Source organism: Streptomyces sp. NPDC001410 (genome assembly GCF_042895235.1).
Lineage (GTDB): Bacteria > Actinomycetota > Actinomycetes > Streptomycetales > Streptomycetaceae > Streptomyces.
The window spans coordinates 1-23,374 of the sequence record NZ_JBIAWE010000015.1 but is presented as its reverse complement, the minus strand read 5'-3'; the positions used below and the strand labels follow the sequence as shown (position 1 = coordinate 23,374).

Annotated in this window: 21 protein-coding genes and 1 pseudogene; 15 read left to right on the top strand and 7 right to left on the bottom strand. The window is 70.4% G+C overall.

Going from position 1 to position 23,374, the window contains the following annotated elements:
* Positions 1-98 precede the first annotated feature (98 nt).
* Positions 99-737: an MBL fold metallo-hydrolase gene (locus ACFY3C_RS30080; RefSeq protein WP_390772984.1), complete on the top strand. Its 639-nt coding sequence runs from the start codon at positions 99-101 to the stop codon at positions 735-737.
* 402 nt (positions 738-1,139) lie between these two features.
* On the opposite strand, the gene ACFY3C_RS30075 is transcribed toward ACFY3C_RS30080, so the two are convergent.
* Positions 1,140-1,367, bottom strand: a complete 228-nt coding sequence (locus ACFY3C_RS30075; protein ID WP_386575503.1) for a DUF1918 domain-containing protein — start codon at positions 1,365-1,367, stop codon at positions 1,140-1,142.
* 291 nt (positions 1,368-1,658) lie between these two features.
* On the opposite strand from ACFY3C_RS30075, the gene ACFY3C_RS30070 reads away from it, so the two are divergent.
* Positions 1,659-2,762, top strand: a complete 1,104-nt coding sequence (locus ACFY3C_RS30070) for a hypothetical protein (RefSeq protein ID WP_390772983.1) — start codon at positions 1,659-1,661, stop codon at positions 2,760-2,762.
* Positions 2,763-2,951: 189 nt separating this feature from the next.
* Positions 2,952-5,696: a cation-translocating P-type ATPase gene (locus ACFY3C_RS30065; RefSeq protein WP_390772982.1), complete on the top strand. Its 2,745-nt coding sequence runs from the start codon at positions 2,952-2,954 to the stop codon at positions 5,694-5,696.
* A 168-nt stretch (positions 5,697-5,864) separates the two neighbouring features.
* Here the strand turns inward: ACFY3C_RS30065 and ACFY3C_RS30060 are convergent, their stop codons facing one another.
* Positions 5,865-7,292 (bottom strand): RtcB family protein, encoded by a 1,428-nt coding sequence (locus tag ACFY3C_RS30060; protein WP_390772981.1) that lies wholly within the window; start codon positions 7,290-7,292, stop codon positions 5,865-5,867.
* A gap of 52 nt (positions 7,293-7,344) precedes the next feature.
* Entirely contained in the window at positions 7,345-7,782 is a 438-nt protein-coding gene (locus ACFY3C_RS30055; protein WP_390772980.1) for an archease, read from the bottom strand.
* A gap of 625 nt (positions 7,783-8,407) precedes the next feature.
* Between ACFY3C_RS30055 and acsA the strand changes: the two genes are divergently transcribed.
* The 7 genes from acsA to ACFY3C_RS30020 all read left to right on the top strand — a co-directional run bounded on the left by acsA (position 8,408) and on the right by ACFY3C_RS30020 (position 14,787).
* On the top strand, positions 8,408-10,198 hold the full coding sequence (gene acsA / locus ACFY3C_RS30050) for an acetate--CoA ligase (RefSeq protein ID WP_390772979.1): 1,791 nt from the start codon (positions 8,408-8,410) through the stop codon (positions 10,196-10,198).
* Positions 10,195-11,289 carry a pyruvate dehydrogenase (acetyl-transferring) E1 component subunit alpha gene (pdhA, locus tag ACFY3C_RS30045; RefSeq protein WP_390772978.1) on the top strand — a complete coding sequence of 365 codons (1,095 nt, stop codon included), beginning with the start codon at positions 10,195-10,197 and terminating at the stop codon, positions 11,287-11,289. Before acsA ends, pdhA begins: the two co-directional genes overlap by 4 nt.
* 2 nt (positions 11,290-11,291) lie before the next feature.
* Positions 11,292-12,287: an alpha-ketoacid dehydrogenase subunit beta gene (locus ACFY3C_RS30040; RefSeq protein ID WP_390772977.1), complete on the top strand. Its 996-nt coding sequence runs from the start codon at positions 11,292-11,294 to the stop codon at positions 12,285-12,287.
* 2 nt (positions 12,288-12,289) lie between these two features.
* A complete protein-coding gene (locus ACFY3C_RS30035) occupies positions 12,290-13,678 on the top strand; it encodes a 2-oxo acid dehydrogenase subunit E2 (protein ID WP_386578505.1) in 1,389 nt (462 codons plus the stop codon).
* Positions 13,675-13,920 (top strand): acyl carrier protein, encoded by a 246-nt coding sequence (locus ACFY3C_RS30030; RefSeq protein ID WP_386578506.1) that lies wholly within the window; start codon positions 13,675-13,677, stop codon positions 13,918-13,920. Before ACFY3C_RS30035 ends, ACFY3C_RS30030 begins: the two co-directional genes overlap by 4 nt.
* Positions 13,921-14,023: 103 nt before the next feature.
* The gene (locus tag ACFY3C_RS30025) at positions 14,024-14,344 is read left to right on the top strand and encodes a hypothetical protein (RefSeq protein ID WP_390772976.1); all 321 of its coding nucleotides are present in this window, start codon (positions 14,024-14,026) and stop codon (positions 14,342-14,344) included.
* Positions 14,345-14,454: 110 nt separating this feature from the next.
* Positions 14,455-14,787 carry a hypothetical protein gene (locus ACFY3C_RS30020; RefSeq protein WP_390772975.1) on the top strand — a complete coding sequence of 111 codons (333 nt, stop codon included), beginning with the start codon at positions 14,455-14,457 and terminating at the stop codon, positions 14,785-14,787.
* Between the two features lie 55 nt (positions 14,788-14,842).
* Here the strand turns inward: ACFY3C_RS30020 and ACFY3C_RS30015 are convergent, their stop codons facing one another.
* Together ACFY3C_RS30015 and ACFY3C_RS30010 are read right to left on the bottom strand one after the other, a co-directional pair.
* Positions 14,843-15,976, bottom strand: coding sequence for a nitric oxide synthase oxygenase (locus ACFY3C_RS30015; RefSeq protein ID WP_390772974.1), 1,134 nt, complete (start codon positions 15,974-15,976; stop codon positions 14,843-14,845).
* 159 nt (positions 15,977-16,135) lie between these two features.
* On the bottom strand, positions 16,136-17,308 hold the full coding sequence (locus ACFY3C_RS30010; RefSeq protein WP_390772973.1) for a globin domain-containing protein: 1,173 nt from the start codon (positions 17,306-17,308) through the stop codon (positions 16,136-16,138).
* 882 nt (positions 17,309-18,190) lie between these two features.
* Here ACFY3C_RS30010 and ACFY3C_RS30005 point away from each other — a divergent pair.
* Positions 18,191-18,646, top strand: coding sequence for an RpiB/LacA/LacB family sugar-phosphate isomerase (locus ACFY3C_RS30005; protein WP_390772972.1), 456 nt, complete (start codon positions 18,191-18,193; stop codon positions 18,644-18,646).
* A 105-nt stretch (positions 18,647-18,751) separates the two neighbouring features.
* On the opposite strand, the gene ACFY3C_RS30000 is transcribed toward ACFY3C_RS30005, so the two are convergent.
* A complete protein-coding gene (locus tag ACFY3C_RS30000; protein WP_386578512.1) occupies positions 18,752-19,117 on the bottom strand; it encodes a DUF6479 family protein in 366 nt (121 codons plus the stop codon).
* A gap of 191 nt (positions 19,118-19,308) precedes the next feature.
* Here ACFY3C_RS30000 and ACFY3C_RS29995 point away from each other — a divergent pair, with 191 nt between their 5' ends.
* Complete coding sequence (locus ACFY3C_RS29995; RefSeq protein WP_386578513.1) at positions 19,309-19,683, top strand: ferredoxin; 375 nt, start codon at positions 19,309-19,311, stop codon at positions 19,681-19,683.
* 83 nt (positions 19,684-19,766) lie between these two features.
* On the top strand, positions 19,767-20,945 hold the full coding sequence (locus ACFY3C_RS29990; protein WP_390772971.1) for an acyl-CoA dehydrogenase family protein: 1,179 nt from the start codon (positions 19,767-19,769) through the stop codon (positions 20,943-20,945).
* A gap of 237 nt (positions 20,946-21,182) precedes the next feature.
* On the opposite strand, the gene ACFY3C_RS29985 is transcribed toward ACFY3C_RS29990, so the two are convergent.
* Positions 21,183-21,740, bottom strand: a complete 558-nt coding sequence (locus ACFY3C_RS29985; RefSeq protein WP_390772970.1) for a hypothetical protein — start codon at positions 21,738-21,740, stop codon at positions 21,183-21,185.
* A 615-nt stretch (positions 21,741-22,355) separates the two neighbouring features.
* On the opposite strand from ACFY3C_RS29985, the pseudogene ACFY3C_RS29980 reads away from it, so the two are divergent.
* Both ACFY3C_RS29980 and ACFY3C_RS29975 read left to right on the top strand, forming a co-directional pair.
* Positions 22,356-22,569, top strand: a pseudogene (locus ACFY3C_RS29980) (UvrD-helicase domain-containing protein); the annotation flags it as partial.
* A gap of 114 nt (positions 22,570-22,683) precedes the next feature.
* The gene (locus tag ACFY3C_RS29975) at positions 22,684-23,310 is read left to right on the top strand and encodes a hypothetical protein (RefSeq protein WP_390773133.1); all 627 of its coding nucleotides are present in this window, start codon (positions 22,684-22,686) and stop codon (positions 23,308-23,310) included.
* Positions 23,311-23,374: the final 64 nt, after the last annotated feature.

Genomic DNA, 23,374 nt, shown 5'->3' with positions numbered 1-23,374 from the left:
GCCGGATGCCAGGCCCCGCGACACGCGGTTTGTCTGGGATGACAAAGGGCGCGGTCTGGCACAGGCTGCAATCACGAGCATGTCGGGAGGTGGCGATCATGGCCCCTCGGCTCCAGCTCACGCTGCTGGGCATCGGCGCCATGGCGTCGCCACGTTTCGCGCCTGCCGGCCTGCTGCTGGCGTACGGCCGCCGGTTTGTCGTCTTCGACGGGGGACCGGGGGCCGAGCCGCCCCGGGGCCCGCTGGAAGCCTGGCTGGTGACCGACGAGCATGCCGAGTTGCGCTCGGCCCTACGGCGTCTGGCGGCCCAGCGAGGGCTGGTGCCGTGCATGGCGGACTTGGACCTCGGCGATCTGCGTATCCGTGCGCTCCCGGTGGCGCACACCTCCCACCCGACCTGCGGATACCGAATCGAGGCAGGGGCGGTGGCGGCGGTGTGGGCACCGGAGTTCTGGGCCTTTCCGGTGTGGGCGGCGAACGCCGATCTGATGTTCGCGGAGGCATCCGGCTGGAACCGCCCCATCCGCTTCCGCGGCGGCGTGGGCGGCCATGCCCCGGTGCGGGAGATCGCCCGCGAGGCGGCCCGGCACCGGATCCGACGCCTGGTCTATGCGCACATCGGCCGCCCGTGCCTCCGGGCGATGGACGCCGGTCTCACGCCCGAGTACGGCGAATGGGGGCGTGAGGGGCACACATATGTTCTGGCCGATGCCGTGGACCATCACCCGCAGGCCTGACAGTGTAGGTGCGGGGGCGGCTGTGGCATCCGCCATCGGCCTGCAAGAGCGGTCATCGTGGTCGGAGCTGCGCAGACAGCCGGCGGCGCGCCGAGGACTCGCGCGACCTCTGCGGCGACCGGGACCACTCCGCGGGGCAGCCCCAGCACCACGAGTCGGAACCCCTGGGGTGCTTCAGCCGGGTTGCGCCACCGCCCCGCCCGTTTCAGCCGAACAGACGGCGTACCCGGATCGTGTCGACGCGCCTCCAGCCAGTCTGGGCCAGCAGCAACCACCCAAGCTCGTCCAGGCCCCTGCCGTGCTCGACCCCCGTTGCGGGAGCATCCCGCGCCGTCCGACGCCGCGGCAATCTTGCCCCGCAGACAGGACGCGCGGACGCGCTCCCGCCTCCGGCGAGCCCGGTCACCGCCTCTCCCGGTGCGGCTGCCCGAACGAGGCAGCGTGTGCCGGATGGGTCTCGATCACGCATCCCGGGCCGGGAAAGATCTCTGTCTCGTGACCGTCTTCGTAGCGCACCCGATAGGGCGGTTCGCCGTTTTCGCCGAGCACCTGCAGGACGGTGGCGTGGTGTTCGGCGGATCCCACGGTTCTGCCGGTGAACCGCAGCACGTCACCTTCATGCGCCTTCATCGTGGCTCACCTCGTTCCCTGACCTCGTTGCCTGTTCTCGTTGCCTGTCTTCGTTGCCTGTCTTCGTTCAGGATGACCCCAGGAGGTGGCTGGCGCAGAAGGGCCGTTCGGGCACTTCCGGCGGGCTGTCGGGCCCGTGACCAGGTCGGCGCCGGACGAGCGGGCGCGGCTCGTCGGGCAGGCGCATCCTGGAATGGGAAAAGCCGCGGCACGCCAACCCGAACGTGTCCTGACAGGGCGGCATCCCGGGCGTGGTGGCACGTGGCGCCGACAGCCCACTCGGGAGCGACCATGAAACTTTCCTTCCTGGAACCTCTCTACAAGCAGCCCGGTCCTTTCGCGTCCGTCTACGTGGACACGTCCCGCGACGCCGCCATCGAGGATCCCGATGCCGCCATACAGCTGCGCTGGCGGCGTCTTCAGGACGCACTGATGTCCGAGGGAGCGGACCGGGACTCGATCACCGCGGTGGCGGGCACAGTGGGCAGCGACACGGACGTTCCCGGCACCCACGGTCAAGCAGTGTTCACCGCCCGCGGACACCTGGCCCTGCTGGACGAGTTGCCCGCACCGCCCGCACGGGACACCGCGCACTTCGGAACGTTGCCGGACACCATGCCGCTGATCGTCCAGCACGCGCCCGGGATCCCGTATCTGGCGGTGCACGTGCATTACGGCGGCCGTCATTCGACGGACGCCACCGGCACCGTACGGATCGAGGCCGAGGCGGGCACATGGCCGCTGACCAGGGTCACGCCGGGCCACCGGCTGGACGAGGAGATCCCGGTGGCCGACTGGCCCCGCGCTGTCGGAGAGGTCGGCCGGGAGCTGGAAGGTCACGCACGGCGTATCGACGTCGAGACGGTGGTCGTCGCCGGGGACGTCTGGGCCCGCGGCATTCTCATCCACCGGCTTCCGGCCTCCCTGCGCGGGCAGGTCACCACCGTGGAGGGCGCCGGCGAGTCCGCGCCCGGGCGGGCGCTGCTGGAGCGGCGGCTTGAAAGCCTCTTCAAAGGGCGCATGGCCGCGCACGATCGCGCACTGCTGGACGCCCTCATGGCCGAGCGAGCCCGCGACGGAGCGTTCGCGGAAGGCCTTGCGTCTGCCGTGTCGGCGCTGCAACGCGGCAGGGCAAAGGCCCTTTTCCTCAACGACCACCCTGAGTCGTCGTTCCGCCTGTGGGTGGGCTCGGAGCCCGGCCAACTCGCCCTCGCCGAACAGGAACTGCGCTCCTACGGCATACGGGAGGTCAGCGAGGAACGGGCCGATTCGGCCCTGGCCCGTGCCCTCGTCGGCACGAGGGCCGAACTGGTCGTGGTGCCCGAGCAGGAGCTGTGGTTGAGCGAGGGCGTGGGCGTACTGCTGCGCTACGCCGACTCCACGTCCCCTGCGTGAAGGGGCGAAACGGGTGAGCAGGAAGGACTCAAGCAGCCGTCACCGGGGTGCTGCGGGGAAAGCTGAAGCGTCGACGTGAGGAACCGGGAGGTGGGTGGTGAGCGACGATGCGTCGTTCGGCCGACGGATCGTGGTCGGGGTCGACGGGTCGGAGCACCATCAGCTGACGGGCACGGGTGGTGGGGTGGGATGAACGCCGAAGCCGGTGGGGCCGCGGTGGTGGAGCTTGATCCGGAGGAGCGCCTGGACCTGCTGCTGCGGGATCTGCGCAGCACCCGGAGGGGCCTGTCCTCGCGCGAGGCGGCTCGGCGGCTGGTGCGCTACGGGCCGAACGAGCTGCGGCGACGCGGCGGCAGACGCTGGCCGGGCGAGTTGGTCCGGCAGGCGGTCCATCCACTGGCGCTCCTGTTGTGGGCGGCCGCGCTGCTGGCGTGGTGGGCGGGGATCGCGGCGGTGGCGGTGGCCATCGTGATGGTGATCGTGGTGAATGCGGCGTTCGCCTTCGTCCAGGAGATGCAGGCCGAACGGGCCGTGGAGACGCTGGCCGCCTACCTGCCGGCGCATGCGACCGTGGTGCGGGACGGGCACGTTCACCAGGTCGAGGCGGTCACCCTGGTGCCCGGCGACGTGCTGGCGATCGAGGAGGGGGACCGGATCTCGGCAGACGCACGGCTGATCGAGGGCGGAATCGAGGTCGATCTGTCACCGTTGACCGGTGAGGCGATGCCCGCCTACCGTGCGGCCGACCGGGTCGACGTCCATGTCCCGCTGCTGTCGGCGCGCGACCTGGTCTTCAGCGGCACCACGTGCACCGAGGGCGAGGCCAGAGCGGTGGTCTTCGCGACCGGCATGCACACCGAACTCGGGCGTATCGCCGCGCTCTCAGAGCGTGTCGAGCGAGAGATCAGCCCGCTGGAGGCGCAGGTGCGGCGGGTGGCGTGGCTGATCGCGGCGATCGCGGTGATCATGGGGGTCGCGTTCCTGCCCTTGGCCATGTTCGCGGCGAAGCTGCCGTTCCACGACGCCGTCGTCTTCGCCGTCGGCCTGCTCGTCGGCAACGTGCCCGAGGGACTGCTGCCGGTGATCACACTGGCCCTGGCGCTGGGTGTGCGGGAGCTGGTACGGCGCGGGGCGGTCGTCAAACGCCTCAGTGCGGTGGAGACGCTCGGTTCCACGGACGTGATCTGCACCGACAAGACGGGCACCCTCACCGAGAACCGTATGCAGGTCACCACCGTGTGGACCACGGCGGGGCAGCGGGAACTCGCCGACATCGTTGCCACTGAGGGAATGCCCGACGACGCGGCGTTGCGTGCTCTTGCGACGGTGGTGGCGTGGTGCAACAACGCACAGCTGGACGCCACGGGCGGCCCCGTGGGCGATCCCACCGAACTGGCACTGCTGACAGCGGCCGAACATCTGGGTCGCGGTGTCGGCACCGACGAGCGGGATGCCCGGCGCCGCCGCCAATTCCACTTCGACCCCGTACGCAAACTGATGTCGACGGTCGACCAGCGCGACGACGGAATCTGGATCGATGCCAAGGGAGCCCCCGAGGCGCTCCTGCCACTGTGCGCCACCGTCAAACAGGCCGACGGCACAGTCGGCCCACTCACCGAGCAACGAAGCCGCGCGATCGCCGGACAGGTGGACGTCTTCGCCCTCCAGGGGCTTCGTGTCCTGGCCGTGGCCGAGCGGCAATCGACCGCTGGGGCGGAATTACCGGAACGCCGCGAGGAGGCCGAAGACCGGCTGGTGTTCCTGGGGCTGGTGGCGATGGCCGATCCGCCCCGCCCCGAGGTGGCCGACGCGGTCACTCGCTGCCACAGCGCCGGAATCCGGATCATCGTGGTCACCGGCGACCACGCCCTGACCGCGACCGCGATCGCCGGCCAGGTCGGCATCGGCGGCCCAGAGCCGAAGGTGGTCACCGGCGACGTACTCGACCGCATGCCCGAACACGAACTCGACCAGCTGCTGCGCCACCACCGGGAGCTGATCTTCGCCCGCACCTCCCCGGAGGCCAAGCTGCGGATCGCCGACGCTCTGCGCGCCGAAGGCCACGTCGTGGCGATGACCGGCGACGGCGTCAATGACGCACCCGCCCTGCGGCGGGCCGACATCGGGGTCGCCATGGGCCGCTCCGGCACCGACGTGGCTCGCGAGGCGGCCACCATGGTGCTCACCGACGACAACTTCGCCACCATTGTCGCCGCTGTGCACGCGGGCCGCCGCGTCTACGACAACATCCGCAAGTTCGTCTGCTACATCTTCGCCCACACCACCCCGGAGGTCGCCCCGTTCCTGGTCTTCGCCCTGGCCGGCGGTGCCGTACCGCTGCCACTGACCGTGCTGCAGCTGCTGGCCTTCGACGTCGGCACCGAGACTCTGCCCGCTCTCGCTCTGGGCCGGGAGAAGGCCGAGCCAGGGCTGATGGACCGCCCGCCCCGCCCCCGCTCCGAGGGCGTGATCCGCGGTTCCATGCTGCTGCGCGCCTGGCTGTTCCTCGGCGTCATCTGCGCCGCCCTGGAGCTGACCGGCTTCTTCGCCGTTCTCTGGCACGCCGGCTGGTACCCGGGCGCCCCCACAGGCCCCGGCACGCCGCTGCACCACGCCTACCAGCAGGCGACCACCATGACCTTCCTCGGCATGATCGCCGGCCAGATCGGCACCGCGTTCGCCGCCCGCACGGAGCACGCCTCGCTGCGTTCCATCGGGGTGTTCACCAACCCCTTGCTGCTGTGGGGCATCGCCTTCGAACTCGCCCTCGCCGCCGTCTTCATCTACACCCCGCCCCTGCAGGCCCTGCTGGGCACAGCCGCCCTCACCCCGCGCATGCTCGCCCTCGTCGTCCCCTTCCCCTTCATCGTCTGGGGCGCCGACGAACTACGCCGCCGGCTGCTGCGGCGTCGACGGGCCGTCCCGGCGGGATAGCGATCCGGAAGCCGCCGACGGCCGCCCGGCTCGGCGTCGGCACACACATCCCGAACACCCCGCCTTCGTTTCCGAGCACTGCAATATCGAGCACTGCAATGACAGGAGTCGCCCGTACGCCTGGAGATCTTGGAGCATGCACAAGAGCGAGCCGGTTCCGGTCCGCTTCTAGCCTTTGAGGACGCCCAGCGGCACCAGGCGGGCCACAAGGCGACCCAGGTCGTTGTGTTCGCTCGCCCGGACAACGGCGTCGACGTCCTTGTACGCCTCGGGTGCCTCCTCGGTGACGCTGCGCCAGGAGGCGGGGCGCACCGCGACCCCCGCGTCGACCAGCTCCCGGCGCAACTGCCGGGCGGACATCTCGCGGTGCGCGCGGTGCCGGCTCCAGACGCGGCCCGCGCCGTGACAGCAGGAGTCGAAGGCGCGATTGCCGGTGCTGCCGGTCATGACGTACGAGGCGGTGCCCATGGTGCCGGGCACGAACACCGGTTGGCCAAAGGGGCGGAGTGCGTCGGGCAGGTCGGGGTGGCCCGGCGAGAGTGCCCGGGTGGCGCCTTTGCGGTGGACGCACAGCAGTGGCCGGGCTGTGCCGTCGGCGCTGTGGCGTTCCAGTTTGGCGAGGTTGTGCGAGACGTCGTAGAGCAGGTCCAGGCCCTCGCCGGTGGCCTCGAGGAAGACGCTGCGGGCGGCATCGGCGAGCAGTTGGCGGTTGGCGCGGGCGTAGTTCGCGGCCGCGGCCATTGCGCCCAGGTAGGCGCGGCCTTCGGGCGAGTCGACGGGTGCGCAGGCGAGTTGCGGGTCGGGTACGTCGATGCCGTAGCGCCGCATCACGGTGTCCATGGCTCGCACGTGGTCGGAGCAGATCTGGTGGCCCAGGCCCCGCGAGCCGCAGTGGATCATGACGCACACCAGGCCGGGGCGCAGGCCGAACGCCCACGCGCATGTCTCGTCGTAGACCACGTCAACCGCCTGGATCTCCAGGAAGTGGTTGGCCGACCCCAGGCTGCCGACCTGACCGGCGCCGCGCTCCAGCGCGCGTTCCCCGACCCGGGTGACATCGGCGTCGCCGACAGCTCCGCCGTCCTCGCACCGCTCCAGGTCACGCGGCACCCCATGGCCCTGCTCGACCGCGTACCGGGCACCGCCACGCAGGATCTCGTCCAGCTGTGCCCGGCCCGTCAGATGCCACAGGCCGCCACGACCGAGCCCGCGCGGGATCAGTCCGTCCAGGCGGTCCATCAGCGCGGGCAGCTTCGGCAGCAGGGCGGTGCGGTCCACGTGCGCGGTGAGCAGGCGTACCCCGCAGGAGATGTCGAAGCCCACGCCTCCGGGCGAGATGACCCCGCCGTGGGCGACGTCGGTCGCGGCCACGCCGCCGATCGGGAAGCCGTAGCCCCAGTGAATGTCGGGCATGGCGTACGAGGCGCGGACGATGCCCCGGAGCGTTGCCACGTTGGCCACCTGCTGAAGGGCCTGGTCGCCGGGCTCGTCCGGCAGCAGCTCCCGTGGGGCGAGGACGACTCCGGGTACGCGCATGGCGCCGGTCTGCCCGATGCGGAACCGCCAGGGTCCCTCCGCCACCAGCCGGATGTCCATATCGGTTCGGCCTCCTCGGCGAGCCGTTCCGGCGCGGGACGCCGGGACGGCATCACACATCCAGCGTCACTCGGCAGGCCCACCCCTGCGACTCCCGGGCCAGCCGCAGCCCGTGCAGTGCGACGGCCTTGGGCACGGCCCCGGTCTGCGTGGCCGTCGAGCTGTCGGCCATCCTGAATCGCACCCGTACCCCGCCCGGCTCCGGCGCCACCGAGACGTCCACCGGGAGTTCGTCCGCAGCGTCCATGCGGTAGATGACTTCCTCGAGTACGGCGACCAGGAGCCGGCCGTCGTCCTCGGCCGACACCACGCACTCCCGGGTAACGCCGCAGGCGCCTGCAGGTAGTTCGGTGAAGCTGCCGACCACGCCCCGCACCGCCTCCACGATGCACTCCTCGCGTGTCGGCGCCCACGCCTCGACCCGCAGATCACCGGTGTGCGGAACAGTCCGGTGACCTCGCGGACACTGCTCGGGGCCGGCATCGGTCATGGTGCCAGGACACCTTGGACCAAGAGTCGGCCGATCATGGAAGGCGCGTCGTTGTCGCATGGTGCAGCGATGTGCGGTCGTACCACATCCTCGTGCCACCCCTTCCGCTGGTGACCACACGTGGTCGCATGGGTGCGGGCCGAGGAACAGTCGTCCGCGCCCGCCGGTCGTGCCGCTTCGGAAGGAGCGATGGATCAGCCCTCGATCGCGGCCTTCACCTCGGTGTGCAGCAGCGCCCGGTACCCCTTCCATCATGAGCGACGGCTGCCCGGTCGGCGACCTCGCACCGGCACGGTACGGATGCTGTGAGATGGCGCCATGCCCATTCCGACATCGGTCGCACCTGGGCTCAGACACGCTGAGGGATCACGGCGACCGGGCACTGGGAGGACCCGGTGGGCGGGGCCTTCGACCGGCCGGCGGTGTACCTCGACGCCGGGGTGGTCCCGTGTGGCCTCGCGCAGTGGCGTCGACGAGGTTGGCCGAAGCCCCCCACGCCTCAGGCCCGGCCCTCGGACCGCAGCACGCCGCCGCCTCATCGGGCCGTGTCCTGCGGCCGACATGCGGCCTGGGCCGGGCTCGGCGACTCTGGAGATCGGGGGTGCAGTGCCGGGAGGAGCAGCCCATGCACTGGGAAACGATCCGCAAGGACACCACACCGGACGTCCGTCCCCGTCTCACCGACTACGACCGGACCCGCGCCGCCTTCACCTGGTCGCAGGCACGTGCCGCACTGGCCGGACTGCCCGGCGGCGGGATCAACATGGCCCATGAGGCGGTCGACCGGCACGCGGCGTCCGATCACGCGGACAAGGTCGCGCTGCGATGCGTCGCCCGGGACGACTCCGTCCTGACCGTCACGTACGCGGAGCTGGGGCGCCGTACGGCCCGCTTCGCGAACGTCCTGCGGTCGCTCGGGGTCGGCCACGGGGACCGGGTGTTCACCCTGCTCGGCCGCTGTCCCGAGCTCTACACGGCGGTGCTGGGGACGCTGAAGAACACCAGCGTGCTCTGCCCGCTCTTCTCCGCTTTCGGCCCCGACCCGGTGGAGCAGCGGCTGCGTCTGGGCGATGCGCGGGTCCTGGTCACCACGGCGGCCCTCTACCGACGCAAGGTCGCCGAGCGCCGCGCGTCGGTTCCCGGGCTGAAACACGTCCTGGTCGTCGGGCCCGGAGCCGAGGAGCTGCCCGGTACCGCGTCCTTCGACGACCTGATGTCCGCCGCTCCGGACACCTTCACCATTGCGCCGACCTCGCCCGACGACATGGCCCTGCTGCACTTCACGAGCGGCACCACCGGCACTCCCAAGGGTGCGGTCCATGTGCACGAGGCGGTGGTCGCCCATTACGCCACGGCCGCGTACGCGCTCGATCTGCATGGCGAGGACGTGTACTGGTGCACCGCCGACCCCGGCTGGGTCACCGGCATGTCGTACGGGATCATCGCCCCGCTCGTGCACGGCGTGACGGTGGTCGTCGACGAGGGCGACTACGACGCCCGGCGCTGGTACCGGATCCTCGGCGAGCAGCGGGTCACCGTCTGGTACACGGCCCCCACGGCCCTGCGCATGCTCATGCGCGCCACACCGCGCCAGGGCCCGTACGACCTGCCGCGCTCCTACGACCTGTCGGCCCTGCGCTTCATCGCTTCCGTCGGCGAGCCCCTCAACCCGGAGGCCGTCGTGTGGGGCCGGGACGTGCTGGGCCTGCCGGTGCACGACAACTGGTGGCAGACGGAGACCGGCTGCATCATGATCGCGAACTTCGCCGCCTGCGAGATCCGGCCCGGCGCGATGGGACGTCCGCTGCCCGGCGTCGAGGCGACCGTGCTCAAGCAGGGCGAGGACGGCCGGGCGCTGGTCACCGACGGCAGGGTCACGGAGGTGGAAACCCCTGGCGTGGAGGGGGAGTTGGCGCTGCGGCCGGGCTGGCCGTCGATGTTCCGCGGCTACCTGCACGACAAGGAGCGCTACGACGCCGCGTTCGCCGGCGGCTGGTACCTGACCGGAGACCTCGTCCGCCGGGATGCGGACGGCTGGTACTGGTTCGTGGGTCGCGCCGACGACGTCATCAAGTCGGCAGGGCATCTGATCGGCCCGTTCGAGGTGGAGAGCGCGCTGATGGAGCACCCGGCGGTGGCCGAAGCCGGAGTGATCGGACGGCCGGACCCGGTCGCCGGGAACGTCGTCAAGGCGTTCGTGTCACTGCGGTCCGGGGTCGAGCCGACTCCGGAGCTGGAGCGGGAGCTGCTGGCCTTCGGCCGCCGCAAGCTGGGCCCCGCCGTCGCTCCCAGGGAAATCGCCTTCGATCAGAACCTGCCCAGGACCCGCAGCGGGAAGGTGATGCGCCGCCTGCTGCGCGCACGTGAACTCGGCTTGCCCACGGGAGACTTGTCGACGTTGGAGGGATCCGCATGAGCGTGGCCCGGCCCACCCGTACGCGGAAGGACTCGGCGCCTTCGAAGTCCGGCAGGAAAGCCGCGACGGCCAAGCGGCACGCGAGCACCCCCTCTCCGGCCCGGCCAGGGGCCGCCGGGCACCGGATGGACCTGCTGGAGGCGATGCTGCGCATCCGGCACTTCGAGGAGCGGTGCGTCGAGCTGTACAGCGCAGCAAAGATCCGCGGCTTCGTCCACCTCTACATCGGCGAGGAGGCCGTCGCCGTCGGCGTCAACGAGGCACTGACACCTGAGGACGCGATCGTCTCGACCTACCGCGAACACGGCCACGCACTGGCCCGCGGGATCACGGCCGAGGCCGTCATGGCCGAGATGTACGGCAGGACCACCGGGTGCAGCGGTGGCCGGGGCGGATCGATGCACCTGTTCGACGCGAGCCGCCGCTTCTACGGCGGCAACGCCATCGTCGCCGGCGGACTCCCCCTCGCCGCCGGCCTCGCGCTCGCCGACCGCATGCGCGGACAGACCAACGTCACCTGCTGCTTCTTCGGTGACGGCGCCTTCGCCGAAGGCGAGTTCCACGAGACCGCGAACCTGGCGGCGCTGTGGAGGCTGCCCCTGCTGCTCGTCTGCGAGAACAACCTCTACGCCATGGGCACGGCCCTGGCGCGACACGAGGCACACACCGACCTGACCATGCGCGCCGCCTCCTACGGCATGGTCGCCTGGACCGTGGACGGCATGGACGTCGAGGCCGTCGAACAGGCCGCCCAACAGGCCGTCGAGGGCATCCGGACCGGCACCGGACCGCACTTCCTGGAGCTGCGCACCTACCGATTCCGCGCCCACTCCATGTACGACCCGGACCGCTACCGAGACAAGGCGGAGATCGAGCAGTGGAAGGCCAGGGACCCGATCAGCCTGCTCACGGACCACATGCGCGAGAACGGTGAGCTGGGTGACAAGGAACTGGCCCGGCTGGAGCAGCGGATCACCGCCGAGATCGACCACGCTGTGGAAGCGGCGGAACAGGCACCCGAGGAGCCGGTCGAGAACCTGCTCCGCCACGTCACCAGTTCCTCGAGTTCCTCGGCGGAGGCGGTGAGCTGACCATGGGCGCCGGCGGAACGCACGAGGCCAAGACGACCTACCGGGAGGCGATGCGCGAGGCGCTCCGGGAGGCCCTGCGCTCCGACGACCGTGTCTTCCTCATGGGCGAGGACGTGGGCCGGTACGGCGGCTGCTTCGGCGTCAGCCTCGGCCTGCTGGAGGAGTTCGGCCCCGAACGCGTCCGCGACACCCCGCTGTCCGAGTCCGCGTTCGTGGGCGCCGGCATCGGCGCCGCCCTGGCGGGGATGAGGCCGGTCGTCGAGATCATGACCGTCAACTTCAGCCTGCTCGCCCTCGACCAGATCCTCAACAACGCCGCCACCCTCCTGCACATGTCGAACGGCCAGTTGCCCGTGCCGCTGGTCATCCGCATGACCACGGGCGCCGGACGGCAGCTCGCCGCCCAGCACTCGCACAGCCTGGAAGGCTGGTACGCGCACATCCCCGGCATCCGCGTCCTCGCCCCCGCCACCCTCGAAGACGCCCGCTACATGCTGGCCCCGGCGCTCGCCGACCCCGACCCCGTGCTGATCTTCGAGCACGGCAGCCTCTACAACGTCTCCGGCGAACTCCTCCCGCCCGATGAACCCGTGGACCTCGACCACGCCGCGATCCGCCGCCCCGGCACCGACATCTCCCTGATCACGTACGGCGGTTCGCTGCCCAAGACCCTCGCGGCGGCGGACGACCTGGCCGCCGAGGACATCAGCGCCGAGGTGATCGACCTGCGCACGCTGCGCCCCCTCGACGAAGCGGCCATCACGGCGTCCGTGGCCCGGACCCACCGTGCGGTGGTCATCGACGAGGCATGGCGGACGGGAAGCCTCGCCGCCGAGGTGTCCGCACGTATCGCGGAACGGTCGTTCTACGAACTGGACGCGCCCGTCGAGCGGGTGTGCAGCGCGGAGGTACCCATGCCGTACGCGCGGCGGTTGGAGGAGGCCGCCCTGCCGCAGACCACCGACATCGTCGCGGCGGCCCACCGGACGGTGGACTGATCATGGGCGAGTTCACCATGCCGTCCCTCGGCGCCGACATGGATGAAGGCACGCTTGTGGAATGGCTGGCAGGCCCCGGTGACCTCGTCCACAAGGGCGACCCGGTTGCCGTCGTCGAAACCGCGAAGTCGATGATCGAGGTGGAGTGCTTCGAAACCGGGACCATCACCGAGGTACTCGTCGAGCCCGGCACGACAGTGCCCGTGGGCGCGCCGCTCGCGCGGATCGGGTCGGCCGAGGAGCGACGACCGGTCCGTCACGTGCCGGAGAAGAGCGAGCCCTTCGAGCCACCGTCCCCGCCACCCGAACCCGCTCCCGTCCCGGCGCCGGCACCGTCCGCCGCTCGGCGGCGCGGCCACATCGAGGCCGGTCCTCTGGTCCGGCATCTCGCGGAGCGCAGCGGCGTAGACCTGGAGACGCTGCACGGCTCCGGGGCCGGGGGGCGCGTCACCCGGACGGATGTCGAGGGAGCGGCGGCTGCCCGAGCCGCTGCTCGGCCACGGCGCGTGCGTGCCACCCCCCTCGCCCGGCGGCTCGCCGCCGAACTGGGCGTCGATCTCACCACGGTGAGGGGGACGGGAAGGGAGTCGGCCGTGCGTGCCGCGGACGTACGCCGGGCAGCCCCCGGCCCGTCGGCCCCGGCCCCACCCGCGCCCGCGGGCGTGACCCAGGTACGACCTTCTGCTGTACGGCCTTCTGGCGAACGTCAGTCCGAAGACCGGGCTGCGGCCATGCGTCAGGCGATCGCCGGTCTCATGAGCCGCGCCAACCGGGACATCCCCCACTACTACCTCTCCACCACCGTGGACATGGCCGCCGCGATGGACTGGCTGCACGAACACAACCGGCGCAGCCCGGTCGGTGAACGGCTGCTCCCCGCGGCCCTGCTCCTCAAGGCAGCAGCCCTGGCGACCAGGGACGTACCCGAACTCAACGGCTTCTGGACCGACGACCACTTCACCGCCGGCGAGGGCGTCCACCTCGGCGTGGCCGTGTCCCTGCGCGGCGGAGGGCTCGTAGCCCCCGCGCTGCACCACGCCGACACCCTGGCACTCCCACAGCTGATGACCGCCCTCAAAGACCTGGTCGCCCGGGCCCGCACGGGCAGACTGCGCGGGTCCGAGGTGTCCGACGCCACGATCACGGTCACCAACCTCGGTGAACAGGGCGTGGAAACCGTCTTCGGCGTGATCTACCCGCCGCAGGTGGCTCTGGTCGGCTTCGGGCGGGTGGTCGACCGGCCGTGCGCCGTCGACGGCCTGCTGGGCGTGCGGCCCGTGGTCACGGCGACCCTCTCGGCCGACCACCGGGCGACCGACGGTGCCGTCGGCGCGCGCTACCTCACGGCGGTCGCCCGCCTCCTGCAGAATCCGGAGCAGCTGTGGACATGAACCGAACCGATGCACTTGGCATGGTCAGGGACTCGATCTCCTCCGTCGTCCCGGACGCCGACGTCGCCGCTCTGGGGCCCGACGACGCGTTTCGCGACGTGTTGGAGATGGACTCGCTGGATTTCCTGAGTTTCGTCGAGGTCCTCAGCGAACGGTCCGGTGTGCGCATCGAGGACGAGGACGCGCCCAGGCTCACCACGCTCTCCGGCAGCGCCGACTTCCTCGTCGCCCGCGCGCAGTGACGCGCGCCCCCCGTGGACGGCAACAATTGATGTCACAGAGCCGTCGAGGCTCCCTGACCTGGAGAGGGCATAGCCGCGCACGAAGATCTCCGTCTCCTCCGACATGGACGAACCCGTCGCCCGCTTCCTCGTGGAGGAGCTGCGCCGGCGCGGCCACGAGGTGCGTGAGCACGGCGCGCTGCGGTCCGGTGCCGATCCGCAGTGGGCGGTCTGTTCCGAGGCGGCCGCCCGTGACGTCGCCGAGGGCGCCCGCCGCTGGAACGACGCCAACGTCACCGCCGCCGGCCTCCTCCTCGCCATGACCGCCGTCACGTCGACCATGACCAGCAACCGCCGGGTTGAGGCGGCGCTGCGTGCCGCCGCCCCGGCCGATGATCCAGATCACCCGGAATCCCGGGATCCCGTCCAGGAGGGTGCCATTTAGGGCTCCGCGAGGTCGCCGACCGACCTGCTGACCACGCTCGCCGGCGCCTGGGACGACGACAGGCTGCGGCTGATCGAGGAGGAGGCCGTCGCGATGTCCTCAACGTCGTCATGGCCGGCTACGACAACACGGCCCAGCTCCTGGTCAACGCGATCGCCGCGCTCCTCACCCACCCCGAGCAGCTGCGGCTGCTGTGCGACGACCCCGACCGGCTGGACATCACCCGCCGCCCCCAGGACGGCACCGAGGGCCACATCGGCTTCGGCCACGGCATCCACTACTGCGTCGGCGCCGCCCTGTTCCGGCTGCAGTCCGAGATCGCGCTGACGAGCCTGCTGGCACGGCACCCCGGCCTGCGCCTGGCCGACGGCCCCGAGAGCCTGTGCCGAACTGCGATCCCGGGGGCGGCCCCGCGGCTGCCGCGCCTGCGGGTGCGCGTATGACGGGGAGGTGGTCGGTTGCGGGAGCTGTTGACCAGGCTCCGGAGGGAATTCCTTCTCAGGCCGTGCCGTAGGGGCATCCCTCCGGCACTCCTGCGGTCCGGTGCACGAAGGCGGGCCGCAGGTCGGGATCCTCGGGGTCGTAGTAGCGGTGGAACACCGCGGTCGCTCCTCCGGACAGGGGCGGGACGATCCAGCTCCAGTCGGTCGGCACCGGGCGCCCGTGCCGTCTCTCGCGGTCCACGTGCGCGAGGAACCGCCGCGACTCCGTGTGGTGGTCGGCGATGCTCACCCCCGCCTGCTCGTAGGAGTGCAGGACCGCCAGGTTCAGCTCGACCAGGGCGCGGTCCCGCCACAGGGTGCGCTCGTTGCCGGTGTCGAGGCCGAACAGCTCGGCGACGGCGGGGAGCAGGTTGTAGCGGTCGGTGTCGGCGAGGTTGCGCGAGCCGATCTCGGTGCCCATGTACCAGCCGTTGAAGGGCGCGGCCGGGTACGTGACCCCGCCGATCTCCAGTGACATGTCGCTGACGGCCGGCACCGAGTACCAGCGCAGACCGAGGTCGGCGAACCCTGGATGGCACGGATGCGTCAACGGCACCTCCAGCACGGCGTCCTCGGGCACCTCGTAGAACTGCGGAGCCAGGCCGGAGCCGGGCTGTACCAGCAACGGCAGCACCTCGAAGGGGGTTTCGCCGCCCTTCCAGCCCAAGTCCCTGGCCAGCGCCACCCGATGGGTGCTGCGCGGGTCGTCCGCGTAGCGCACCAACTGCTCGCCCAGCAGCGTGGCGGCGGGACGGCCGGGGCGATCGGGGGCGAAGACGCTGATGACCGGCCGGATACGGCCTCCGTTGGTCGCGATCCGCAGATGCTCGAAGCACTCACTGGCGATGTCGTCGGGATGAGTGACGTGCCGCAGGTCCCGCACGATCAGGTTGTTCCAGTAGAGCCGGCCTATGCACCGCGCCGCGTTGCGCCAGGCCACCCGCGCGCCGAACGCCACCTCCGCCGGGGTGTGTTCGTACGTGCCGGAGCGCTCCACCTCCGCGGTGACCTCCGCGAGCCGCCGGCCCGGATCGCCGTCGCCCGGGTTCTCGGCGGCGTACTGGCGGATGAACACCTCGGCGGCCGCCAGGACGGCCTCGTGCGCCGACGGGCGGCGCCGAGCCGGGTCGGGCGATGGGGGGAGTTGCACCGGATTCTCTCCTGCCTGGGGTCTGGTGCTCACACGGGCCCGGTGCGCCGGCGGTGGTCCGGCGCCGCTCGGCCGGGAGCGGTCGGGTCGAAGCCGAGTCCGGCGGGCGGGCGCGGCAAGCGAGTGGCCGCACGGCCTGGGCCGGGTCGGGCCGGGCGCTCAGTCCTCGGGCGGTTCCCGCAACTGCCGGGGCAGCAACGCGGCCTCGAGTGCGGGCACGTCGAAGGGGTCGAAGTGGATCCGCTCCTGCGGGATACCCTGCCGGGCCAGGGTGGCGCCGGCCTGCTTGACCATGTCCACCGGCCCGGAGAGGAACGCCTCGTGCCGGTACCACGGCCCGAACTCGTTCAGCACCTGCGGCAGGGTGCCCTCCAGCCCCGCAATACGCTCCTCCGACACCGCGGCCCGCACCGAGAGCCAGTGGTGCCGCTGGGACATCCTGAGCATGTCGTCCAGGCCGTAGAGCTCCTCGGCGGTCCGCGCGCCGAGGAAGACGTCGACGTAGCGCTCTCTCCCGGTGCGGGCCGCGTCCTCGACCAGGGCCTTGATGGGGGCCATGCCGGTCCCGCCGGCCACGCACACCAGATCCCGGTCGGTGCGCGGGTCGAGCGTCATGTCGCCCTGAGTGGGTCCGAGCCGCACCTTGTCCCCGGGCTTGGCGCTGTAGACCAGGCCCTGGCTGACCTGGCCCTGGGAGACCGCACGCACGTGGAAGGTCACGGTGTTGTCCGCTCGCGGCGCGTGCGCGGGGGAGTAGTAGCGCCACGCCTTGGGGTGCCAGGGCGTCTCCACGCTCGCGTACTGGCCTGCCGTGTACGGGTAGGGCGCGTCGGGCCGCACGGTGATTTCCGCGATGCCATGGCCGCGGTGCCGGTGGTGGATGATCTCCGCCTCCCACACCGCGGGCGCCGTGCGGGCGTCCTCCCCGGCGGCGTGCATCATCACCTGCGCGACGACGTCGTATCCGTGCGTCCATGCAGCAGCCAGCTCCGGGCTCCACGCCGGGCCGGCGTAGCGGGCCAGGGATGCGAGCAGGCACTCGCCCACCGCGGGGTAGTGGCCGTCCAGCGCCCCGAACTTGCGGTGGTCGCGCCCGAGTCGGCCGCAGAAGCGGATCAGGTTCTCCGGGTCGTCGACGAGGTCGACGATCTGCAGCAGCCCGCGCAGCAACCGGTCGCGCTGGACGTCCAGGTTCTCCGGGAAGAGCTCGCGCACCTCGGGGTGGCGCGCGAACAGAATGGCGTAGAAGTACACCGTCATGTCCGCTGCTTGCGGGCCGACCACGGCCACGCTCGCGCGCATCAGGGCGATTTCCTCCGCGGTCAGCGGCACGAGATCCGGCAGCGGACTCGGCGCCGGGGGCGAGGGAGTGGAAGGTGGCGCTGCTGATTCCGGTGACTGTGCCGTGGCATCCGCTGCGTCACGGCGTCCTCGCGGCGCACGGGAAAATATCACCGGGCGCCTCCCGTTTCAGATTGAATCGTCATCACCATCAGGGAAATTCGGTGTCAGAGCAGTGGGGATCGGGGACCGCCGCGACCGCTGCACAACCGGTCGCGGCCGCCGGGGACAGGCCGATGGCCGGCACGGCGTTCCGCTGTGCCGGATGCCCGCCCAGCACCCAGAAAAGGTCCGCCATTCGGCTGTGGCGCCGTCACGACACGACGCCAGGGATCAACTCGGCCGCACGCTGGCGACTTTGGGAACGGACGGGGCGGAACTCCCTGGGACGTCCTGCCGTTCGGTGGTGATCGACAGGAACGCATTCACCCTAATACACAATCTTCACCCGTCAACCAAAGGACAGGCACGACCTCGCCGCCATTCGCGCGCAGCCCGGCAACTCCATGGAATCAGCGTCCACTTCTGCTGGTGTGGTGTCGAAGCAGCTCCGAATTCCCACCCGAAACCAGTCGGTTTCGCGAGCTGCGGTGCATTCAGAAGGCATGACTCACGACAGCGTCATACGGGGTGAATTCACCGGGCTGAACATGATCTCTGTCGGTAAATCCGGATAACCGGGGCACTCGGGTTCCTGGGCTGCGGAGGGACTGCCGATGAACCTGGAAGCCTTGGTCGGCGCCTTCAAGCGCCTCTGCGGGAAACCGGGGCTGCGTGCGGATAGGGTCGTTGCTGAGAGCTGACGAAACCGATGTCCGCAATAGATGTCACCAGGCCTCCGAGGCTCCCCTACCCGGGAGGATTGAGCCGCGCATGAAGATCTCCGTCTCCTCCGACATGGACGAACCCGTCGCCCGCCTCCTCGTGGAGGAGCTGCGCCGGCGCGGCCACGAGGTGCGTGAGTACGGCGCGCTGCGGTCCGGTGCCGATCCGCAGTGGGCGGTCTGTTCCGAGGCGGCCGCCCGTGACGTCGCCGAGGGCACGTCCGATCAGGCGGTCGTGTGCTGCTGGACCGGCACCGGCGCCTCCATCGCCGCGAACAAGGTGCCGGGCGTCCGCGCGGCCCTGTGCACGGACGCCGGCACGGCCGAGGGCGCCCGCCGCTGGAACGACGCCAACGTCCTGGCGCTCAGCCTGCGGCTCACCTCGGCACCGGTGCTGACGGAGATCCTCGACGCCTGGTTCACGGCCGAGCCGAGCCAGGACCCGGAGGACGTGCGGAACGTGGCCCGCGTCGGCCGCCTGGACGCCGCCAGGAAGGGTTCCTAGCGCCGTACGGCGGCCTGGCGCGGGCCAGGGCCGGTCGTTCGCTCGGTGTCGTGTGGGTGGTGTCCGGTGTTCGGCGTGGTGTCGGTGTTCGGCGTAGGGTCGGAGTCAGTGGGCGCCCAGTCCGCCGCCGCCGAACGAGCCACTCGACCCCTTGCTCCAGCGCGGGCGCTCTTTCGAGGCGCTGGGCCTGGTGTCCATGTTGGTCAGCTCGTACGGGGTGAGCGGGCGACCGCCCTTGGGCATCTCGGGAACCTCCTGGGACTCCCTGTTCTCCCGGACCTCGTGCACCGGGCCCTCGGGTGGCAGGTGCGGCTGCTCCTCGGGGCGCGGTCGCGGGGACTCCCGGTACTTGACGCGGGAGGTCATCCAGTAGCCGCCGGCGAGGAACGCCAGGAGGGCCACAGCCACCAGGAAGAGCACGAGGCTCATCAGACCGCTTGCCGCAGCCAGCTGCATCTGTGCGGTACTCATAGAACAGGAATACCCCGCCCGGAACGGGACGAACCGGACACCGTGGGTGACCGCGCCTCCATGGACGGCGACACGGCCCGGTCGCGGCGTCACCTCGTCCCGACGGAGCGGCGTCATCCGGTCCCGTGGAGCGGTATCACCTCGTCCCGGCGAACGGGTTTGCGACGCTTCCGCCCGGCTACCCGCCCGGTGTGACATCGCCGACTTCTCCACAGCAGCTCTACAGGTTCCTGGAGGACCGTTTCGAGTGCGCCCAGGCGTGCACGGAGTGCGCCAGGGCGTGTGCGGTGCGTGCGGGCCTCCTGGATCCGGTCGGCTCGCCGCGCCAGGATCGCGTGCGCCGGCTGGGCATCATGTGCGCCGAGGTGTGCGACGCCACCTGCCGGATGCTGTCCGAGCAGGACCGTCAGGACGAGGAAGGGGTCAGGATCCAGCTGGAGTGGTGCCGCTCGGTCTGCCTCGACTGTGCGGACGCCTTCGCCGGGCAGCCCGGCGCCGAATCGACCGCGGGAGTGTGCCGGGCCTGCGCCGAGGCGTGCACGGGCTTCATCGCGGCCCTGAACTGAGCCCCGGCGCGCCATTCCCTATTTCTGAAACACGTTCTACGGTGTGCGCCGTCAGGACCGCCCTTGGGGACCCTGGAGGCGCCGTGCACCTCGACCACACGCCCGAGCAGCAGCGACTGCGCAGCGAACTGCGCGCCTACTTCGCCGAGCTGGTGCCCGACCATGCCTACGCCCGGTACGCGGATCCGGCCGCGCAGAAGCGGTTCTACCGCGAGACGATCCGGCGGCTCGGCACGGACGGCTGGCTCGGCGTCGGCTGGCCCGAGGAGTACGGCGGGCGCGGGATGTCCGCGATGGAGCAGTTCATCTTCTTCGACGAGGCCGCGCAGGCCGGCGTGCCGCTGCCGCTGATGGCGCTGAACACGGTCGGCCCGACCATCATGCAGTTCGGTACCGAGGAGCAGAAGGCGTACTTCCTGCCCCGCATCCTCTCCGGCGAGATCGACTTCGCCATCGGCTACAGCGAGCCCGAGGCCGGCACCGACCTCGCGTCCCTGAGGACACGAGCCGTACGCGACGGCGACGAGTACGTGGTCAACGGGCAGAAGATCTGGACCACCAACGGCGACACCGCGGACTGGGTGTGGCTGGCCGTGCGCACCGACCCGGGGGCGCCGCCGCACAAGGGCATCACCATGCTTCTGGTGCCGACCTCCGACCCGGGCTACTCGTGCACCGTCATCAACACCCTCGCCTCGCACGACACCACGGCCAGCTACTACGAGGACATCCGCGTCCCCGTCTCGCGCCGGGTCGGCGAGGAGAACCAGGGCTGGCGCCTGATCACCAACCAGCTCAACCACGAACGCGTCACCCTCGCCGCACACGGCACCATGGCGATCCGCGCCCTGCACGACGTGCAGCGCTGGGCGATGGAGACCAAGCTGGCCGACGGCCGCCGGGTCCTCGACCTGCCTTGGGTACGCCGCCTGCTCGCCCGGACCCACACCCGGCTCGACGCCATGAAGCTCCTCAACTGGCAGATGGTGACGGCCGTTCAGGAAGGCACCCTCACCCCGCAGGACGCCTCCGCCGTCAAGGTCTACGGCTCCGAAGCCCGCCGGGACGCCTACGCCTGGCTCATGGAGGTCGTCGGGGCCGCCGGCCCGCTGAAGGAGGGCTCGGCGGGCACCGTCCTGCACGGCGAACTGGAGCGCGGCTACCGCTCCGCCGTGATCTTCACCTTCGGCGGCGGCAACAACGAGATCCAGCGCGAGATCATCTCGTGGATCGGGCTGGGGATGCCGCGGGTTCGGCGGTGACCGTCTGCGACCACAGACTTTAGTTGTCACAAACCGGGGATAGTTGGCACCAAGATCACCGACTGCCCTCAGGGTACTCGGTCCGAGACGCGCGCCGCCATCGACGGTGGCGCTGCACCTTGGTGAAAGGCTGGCAGGCAGCTGGCTCGGCGGTCAGCTGGTGTTGTGCGCACATGCCCTCTGTGGCACGGCTTCAGCGACCAAGGAGGGCGTGAAACAGCGATGTGCTCCGGGTGCTCACACGGCCACGACTGATTGCATCAATGTCCACAGCAAATCGTCAGGCAGCTGGTCTTCACCCCAGTACTTCAGGACGTGTGTTCTCTTCAGGTGGTCAAGGGTGCCGTGGAGTGCATGAAGGGAGATTCCGCATTCCCGCGCCAGTTGCTCTTTCTCGGCGGTCCCACTGTGTTCGCCAGGCGGGCAGTGACTCGCCAGGCACAGGGTGACGAGCACGGAAAGGGAGTCGGAGCCCGGATGGGTACGGCAAGCGGTGCGCAGCGCCCAGTCCGCCGCCTGTAGCCGGTCAGGCCGGGCAGGATGCTGCGCGAGCAGGGCGACGTCAACCATCCGAACCTCTACTGCGCTTTCGCCGAACGCGAGCGGGCGTAGCCACCCGGCTTGGGTGAGCTCATGCCATGCATCTGCGGCAGCTCCCGGGCGAAGGCTCCGAAGCACGCCGTAAGGCAGCTTCGTTTGCGCTGTGTCGCGCATGCGAAGTGCGCACTGCAGGGCGATCAACCGGGCGTCAGCTCCCATATCGGCGGGCAGGGCGGCGGCAAGGTAGTTGAGCATCTCCCGTACCGGGGTTCGACTGTCAGGCGCTCGGATGGGGCGCCGGCGTACGGGTTCCTGGCTCTGTGGTGGGGCGGCGGGGACCAGGACCGTTTCGGGGACGATGGACGCCTGGGACGTAGCAGCAGCGCATGCGGCGCACGCGTCGGTGAGGCGCCACAGGCGTCCACCGCACTCGCGGGTCAGCAGGAGCTGGATGGGCCCGTGGCAGCCCCGGTGCCGGGAGTGCCACATGCAGCCTCGCTCCTGGCACTGACACGTCCGCAGATGCGCGGGAAGTGGATTTCGGCGCACGTGCAGGGCCAGATGGGCCAGGGCCTGGGCCCGCGCTTCGGAGCCGATGAGTCGCCGCCCGCCGTTGGCGCACTGCTGGCAAACGAGGACGGGCCCGCCGGGCTGCGGGCGCACGCACCATTGGGACCCTCAAAACGTGGCACGCCCTGGCCCACGCGCTGAGTATCCCGCTTGATGAGCTGTTCGGTGCCCTGTGTCACGGGCATGAGCCCCCCCGCCGAGCGGTGTCGACTGACGGCCGCTTCAGGCGTGACACGGCTTCCACTCGCACGGATGACACGATTCGCACTCCTGGTCGAAACTCCGAACTCTCGTCGCCATAACGAGGCACAGGACACCAACTCGGTGGTGGAAGAGGTATTCACCGCTCAGGGCACCCACGCCCAACTGGTCATGGTCGGTGACTCCGCGCAGGCCATCTATGGCTGGCGTGGGGCACGTGATGTCATGACCGGCTTCGATGCCACCCGCCTCAGCCTGACTCGCTCTTTCCGGTTCGGCCCTCTTCTCGCCGAACAGGCCAACGTGTGGTTGCATGTAAGCGCTGACCACCAATTACCAAGAGAGCCATGGCTGGGACCGAGTCGTGTTGTTGGGCCTCCTCGAATGCCCAACCTCCAGCCACGCGGTCCGTCACGTAGCACTCGAAGTGCTGAACGACGCACCAGATCCATCCGCGGGCTGGGGCGAGAGCGTCCGGGACTCCGATGCTTCCTACCTGGCCACACAATTCGTCCAAGCCGTCGCTCATGTCCTCGAGGAAGACGACGACCGAGAATGCCAGCTGGCGGCGGCCAACCTGATGACACGTTGGGTTCCTGCGACGCAACAACTACCCGAAGCGGAGATGGCCGCCCAGGCCATCGCGGATGCCGCTGCGAGCGCAGCCGGCGTTCAGCCGGAACTCGTGACTGCCGCCGACAGGATCCTGCAACAGCTGCCGGAAGAACCGGCAGCCGCCTGCGCCACGGCACTGTCTGGGCACCTGGCCGAACACCTAGACATCAATGACGCGATCGGTATGGCTCTGCGTGACACGCTCGTCACCTATCTGCGGCGCAGCGAACCTCTCACCTCGGATGCGACCAAGAATGCGGTGGAAGTCTGTGCTGCGGCGCTCACGGCGGACCTGGAAGCCTTCACACCGGCTGGGCGATTCGCTCGGGTCACCCTGCCCCTGTTGCTGACAACCGAATGCGGCCGAGACATGACAGTACAGCTGGCTCAGCGACTCGTCGCCGCAGTTCTCGACGACGGCCGAACGCTGACCCTCTGACGGCGGATCAAAAGTGACCCACTTGGTGATCTTCGTCTGACTCTGACCTTGGTGATCAAGGTCA

Bases quoted from the DNA above. Each gene is read 5' to 3' on its own strand.
- ACFY3C_RS30065 (WP_390772982.1), top strand. From the start codon at position 2,952: ATGAACGCCGAAGCCGGTGGGGCCGCGGTGGTGGAGCTTGATCCGGAG.
- ACFY3C_RS30040 (WP_390772977.1), top strand. From the start codon at position 11,292: ATGGGCGCCGGCGGAACGCACGAGGCCAAGACGACCTACCGGGAGGCG.
- ACFY3C_RS30025 (WP_390772976.1), top strand. From the start codon at position 14,024: ATGGACGAACCCGTCGCCCGCTTCCTCGTGGAGGAGCTGCGCCGGCGC.
- acsA (WP_390772979.1), top strand. From the start codon at position 8,408: ATGCACTGGGAAACGATCCGCAAGGACACCACACCGGACGTCCGTCCC.
- ACFY3C_RS30060 (WP_390772981.1), bottom strand. From the start codon at position 7,292: ATGGACATCCGGCTGGTGGCGGAGGGACCCTGGCGGTTCCGCATCGGG.
- ACFY3C_RS30075 (WP_386575503.1), bottom strand. From the start codon at position 1,367: ATGAAGGCGCATGAAGGTGACGTGCTGCGGTTCACCGGCAGAACCGTG.
- ACFY3C_RS30070 (WP_390772983.1), top strand. From the start codon at position 1,659: ATGAAACTTTCCTTCCTGGAACCTCTCTACAAGCAGCCCGGTCCTTTC.
- ACFY3C_RS30080 (WP_390772984.1), top strand. From the start codon at position 99: ATGGCCCCTCGGCTCCAGCTCACGCTGCTGGGCATCGGCGCCATGGCG.
- ACFY3C_RS30020 (WP_390772975.1), top strand. From the start codon at position 14,455: ATGGCCGGCTACGACAACACGGCCCAGCTCCTGGTCAACGCGATCGCC.
- ACFY3C_RS30030 (WP_386578506.1), top strand. From the start codon at position 13,675: ATGAACCGAACCGATGCACTTGGCATGGTCAGGGACTCGATCTCCTCC.
- pdhA (WP_390772978.1), top strand. From the start codon at position 10,195: ATGAGCGTGGCCCGGCCCACCCGTACGCGGAAGGACTCGGCGCCTTCG.
- ACFY3C_RS30035 (WP_386578505.1), top strand. From the start codon at position 12,290: ATGGGCGAGTTCACCATGCCGTCCCTCGGCGCCGACATGGATGAAGGC.
- ACFY3C_RS30000 (WP_386578512.1), bottom strand. From the start codon at position 19,117: ATGAGTACCGCACAGATGCAGCTGGCTGCGGCAAGCGGTCTGATGAGC.
- ACFY3C_RS29985 (WP_390772970.1), bottom strand. From the start codon at position 21,740: ATGCTCAACTACCTTGCCGCCGCCCTGCCCGCCGATATGGGAGCTGAC.
- ACFY3C_RS30005 (WP_390772972.1), top strand. From the start codon at position 18,191: ATGAAGATCTCCGTCTCCTCCGACATGGACGAACCCGTCGCCCGCCTC.
- ACFY3C_RS30055 (WP_390772980.1), bottom strand. From the start codon at position 7,782: ATGACCGATGCCGGCCCCGAGCAGTGTCCGCGAGGTCACCGGACTGTT.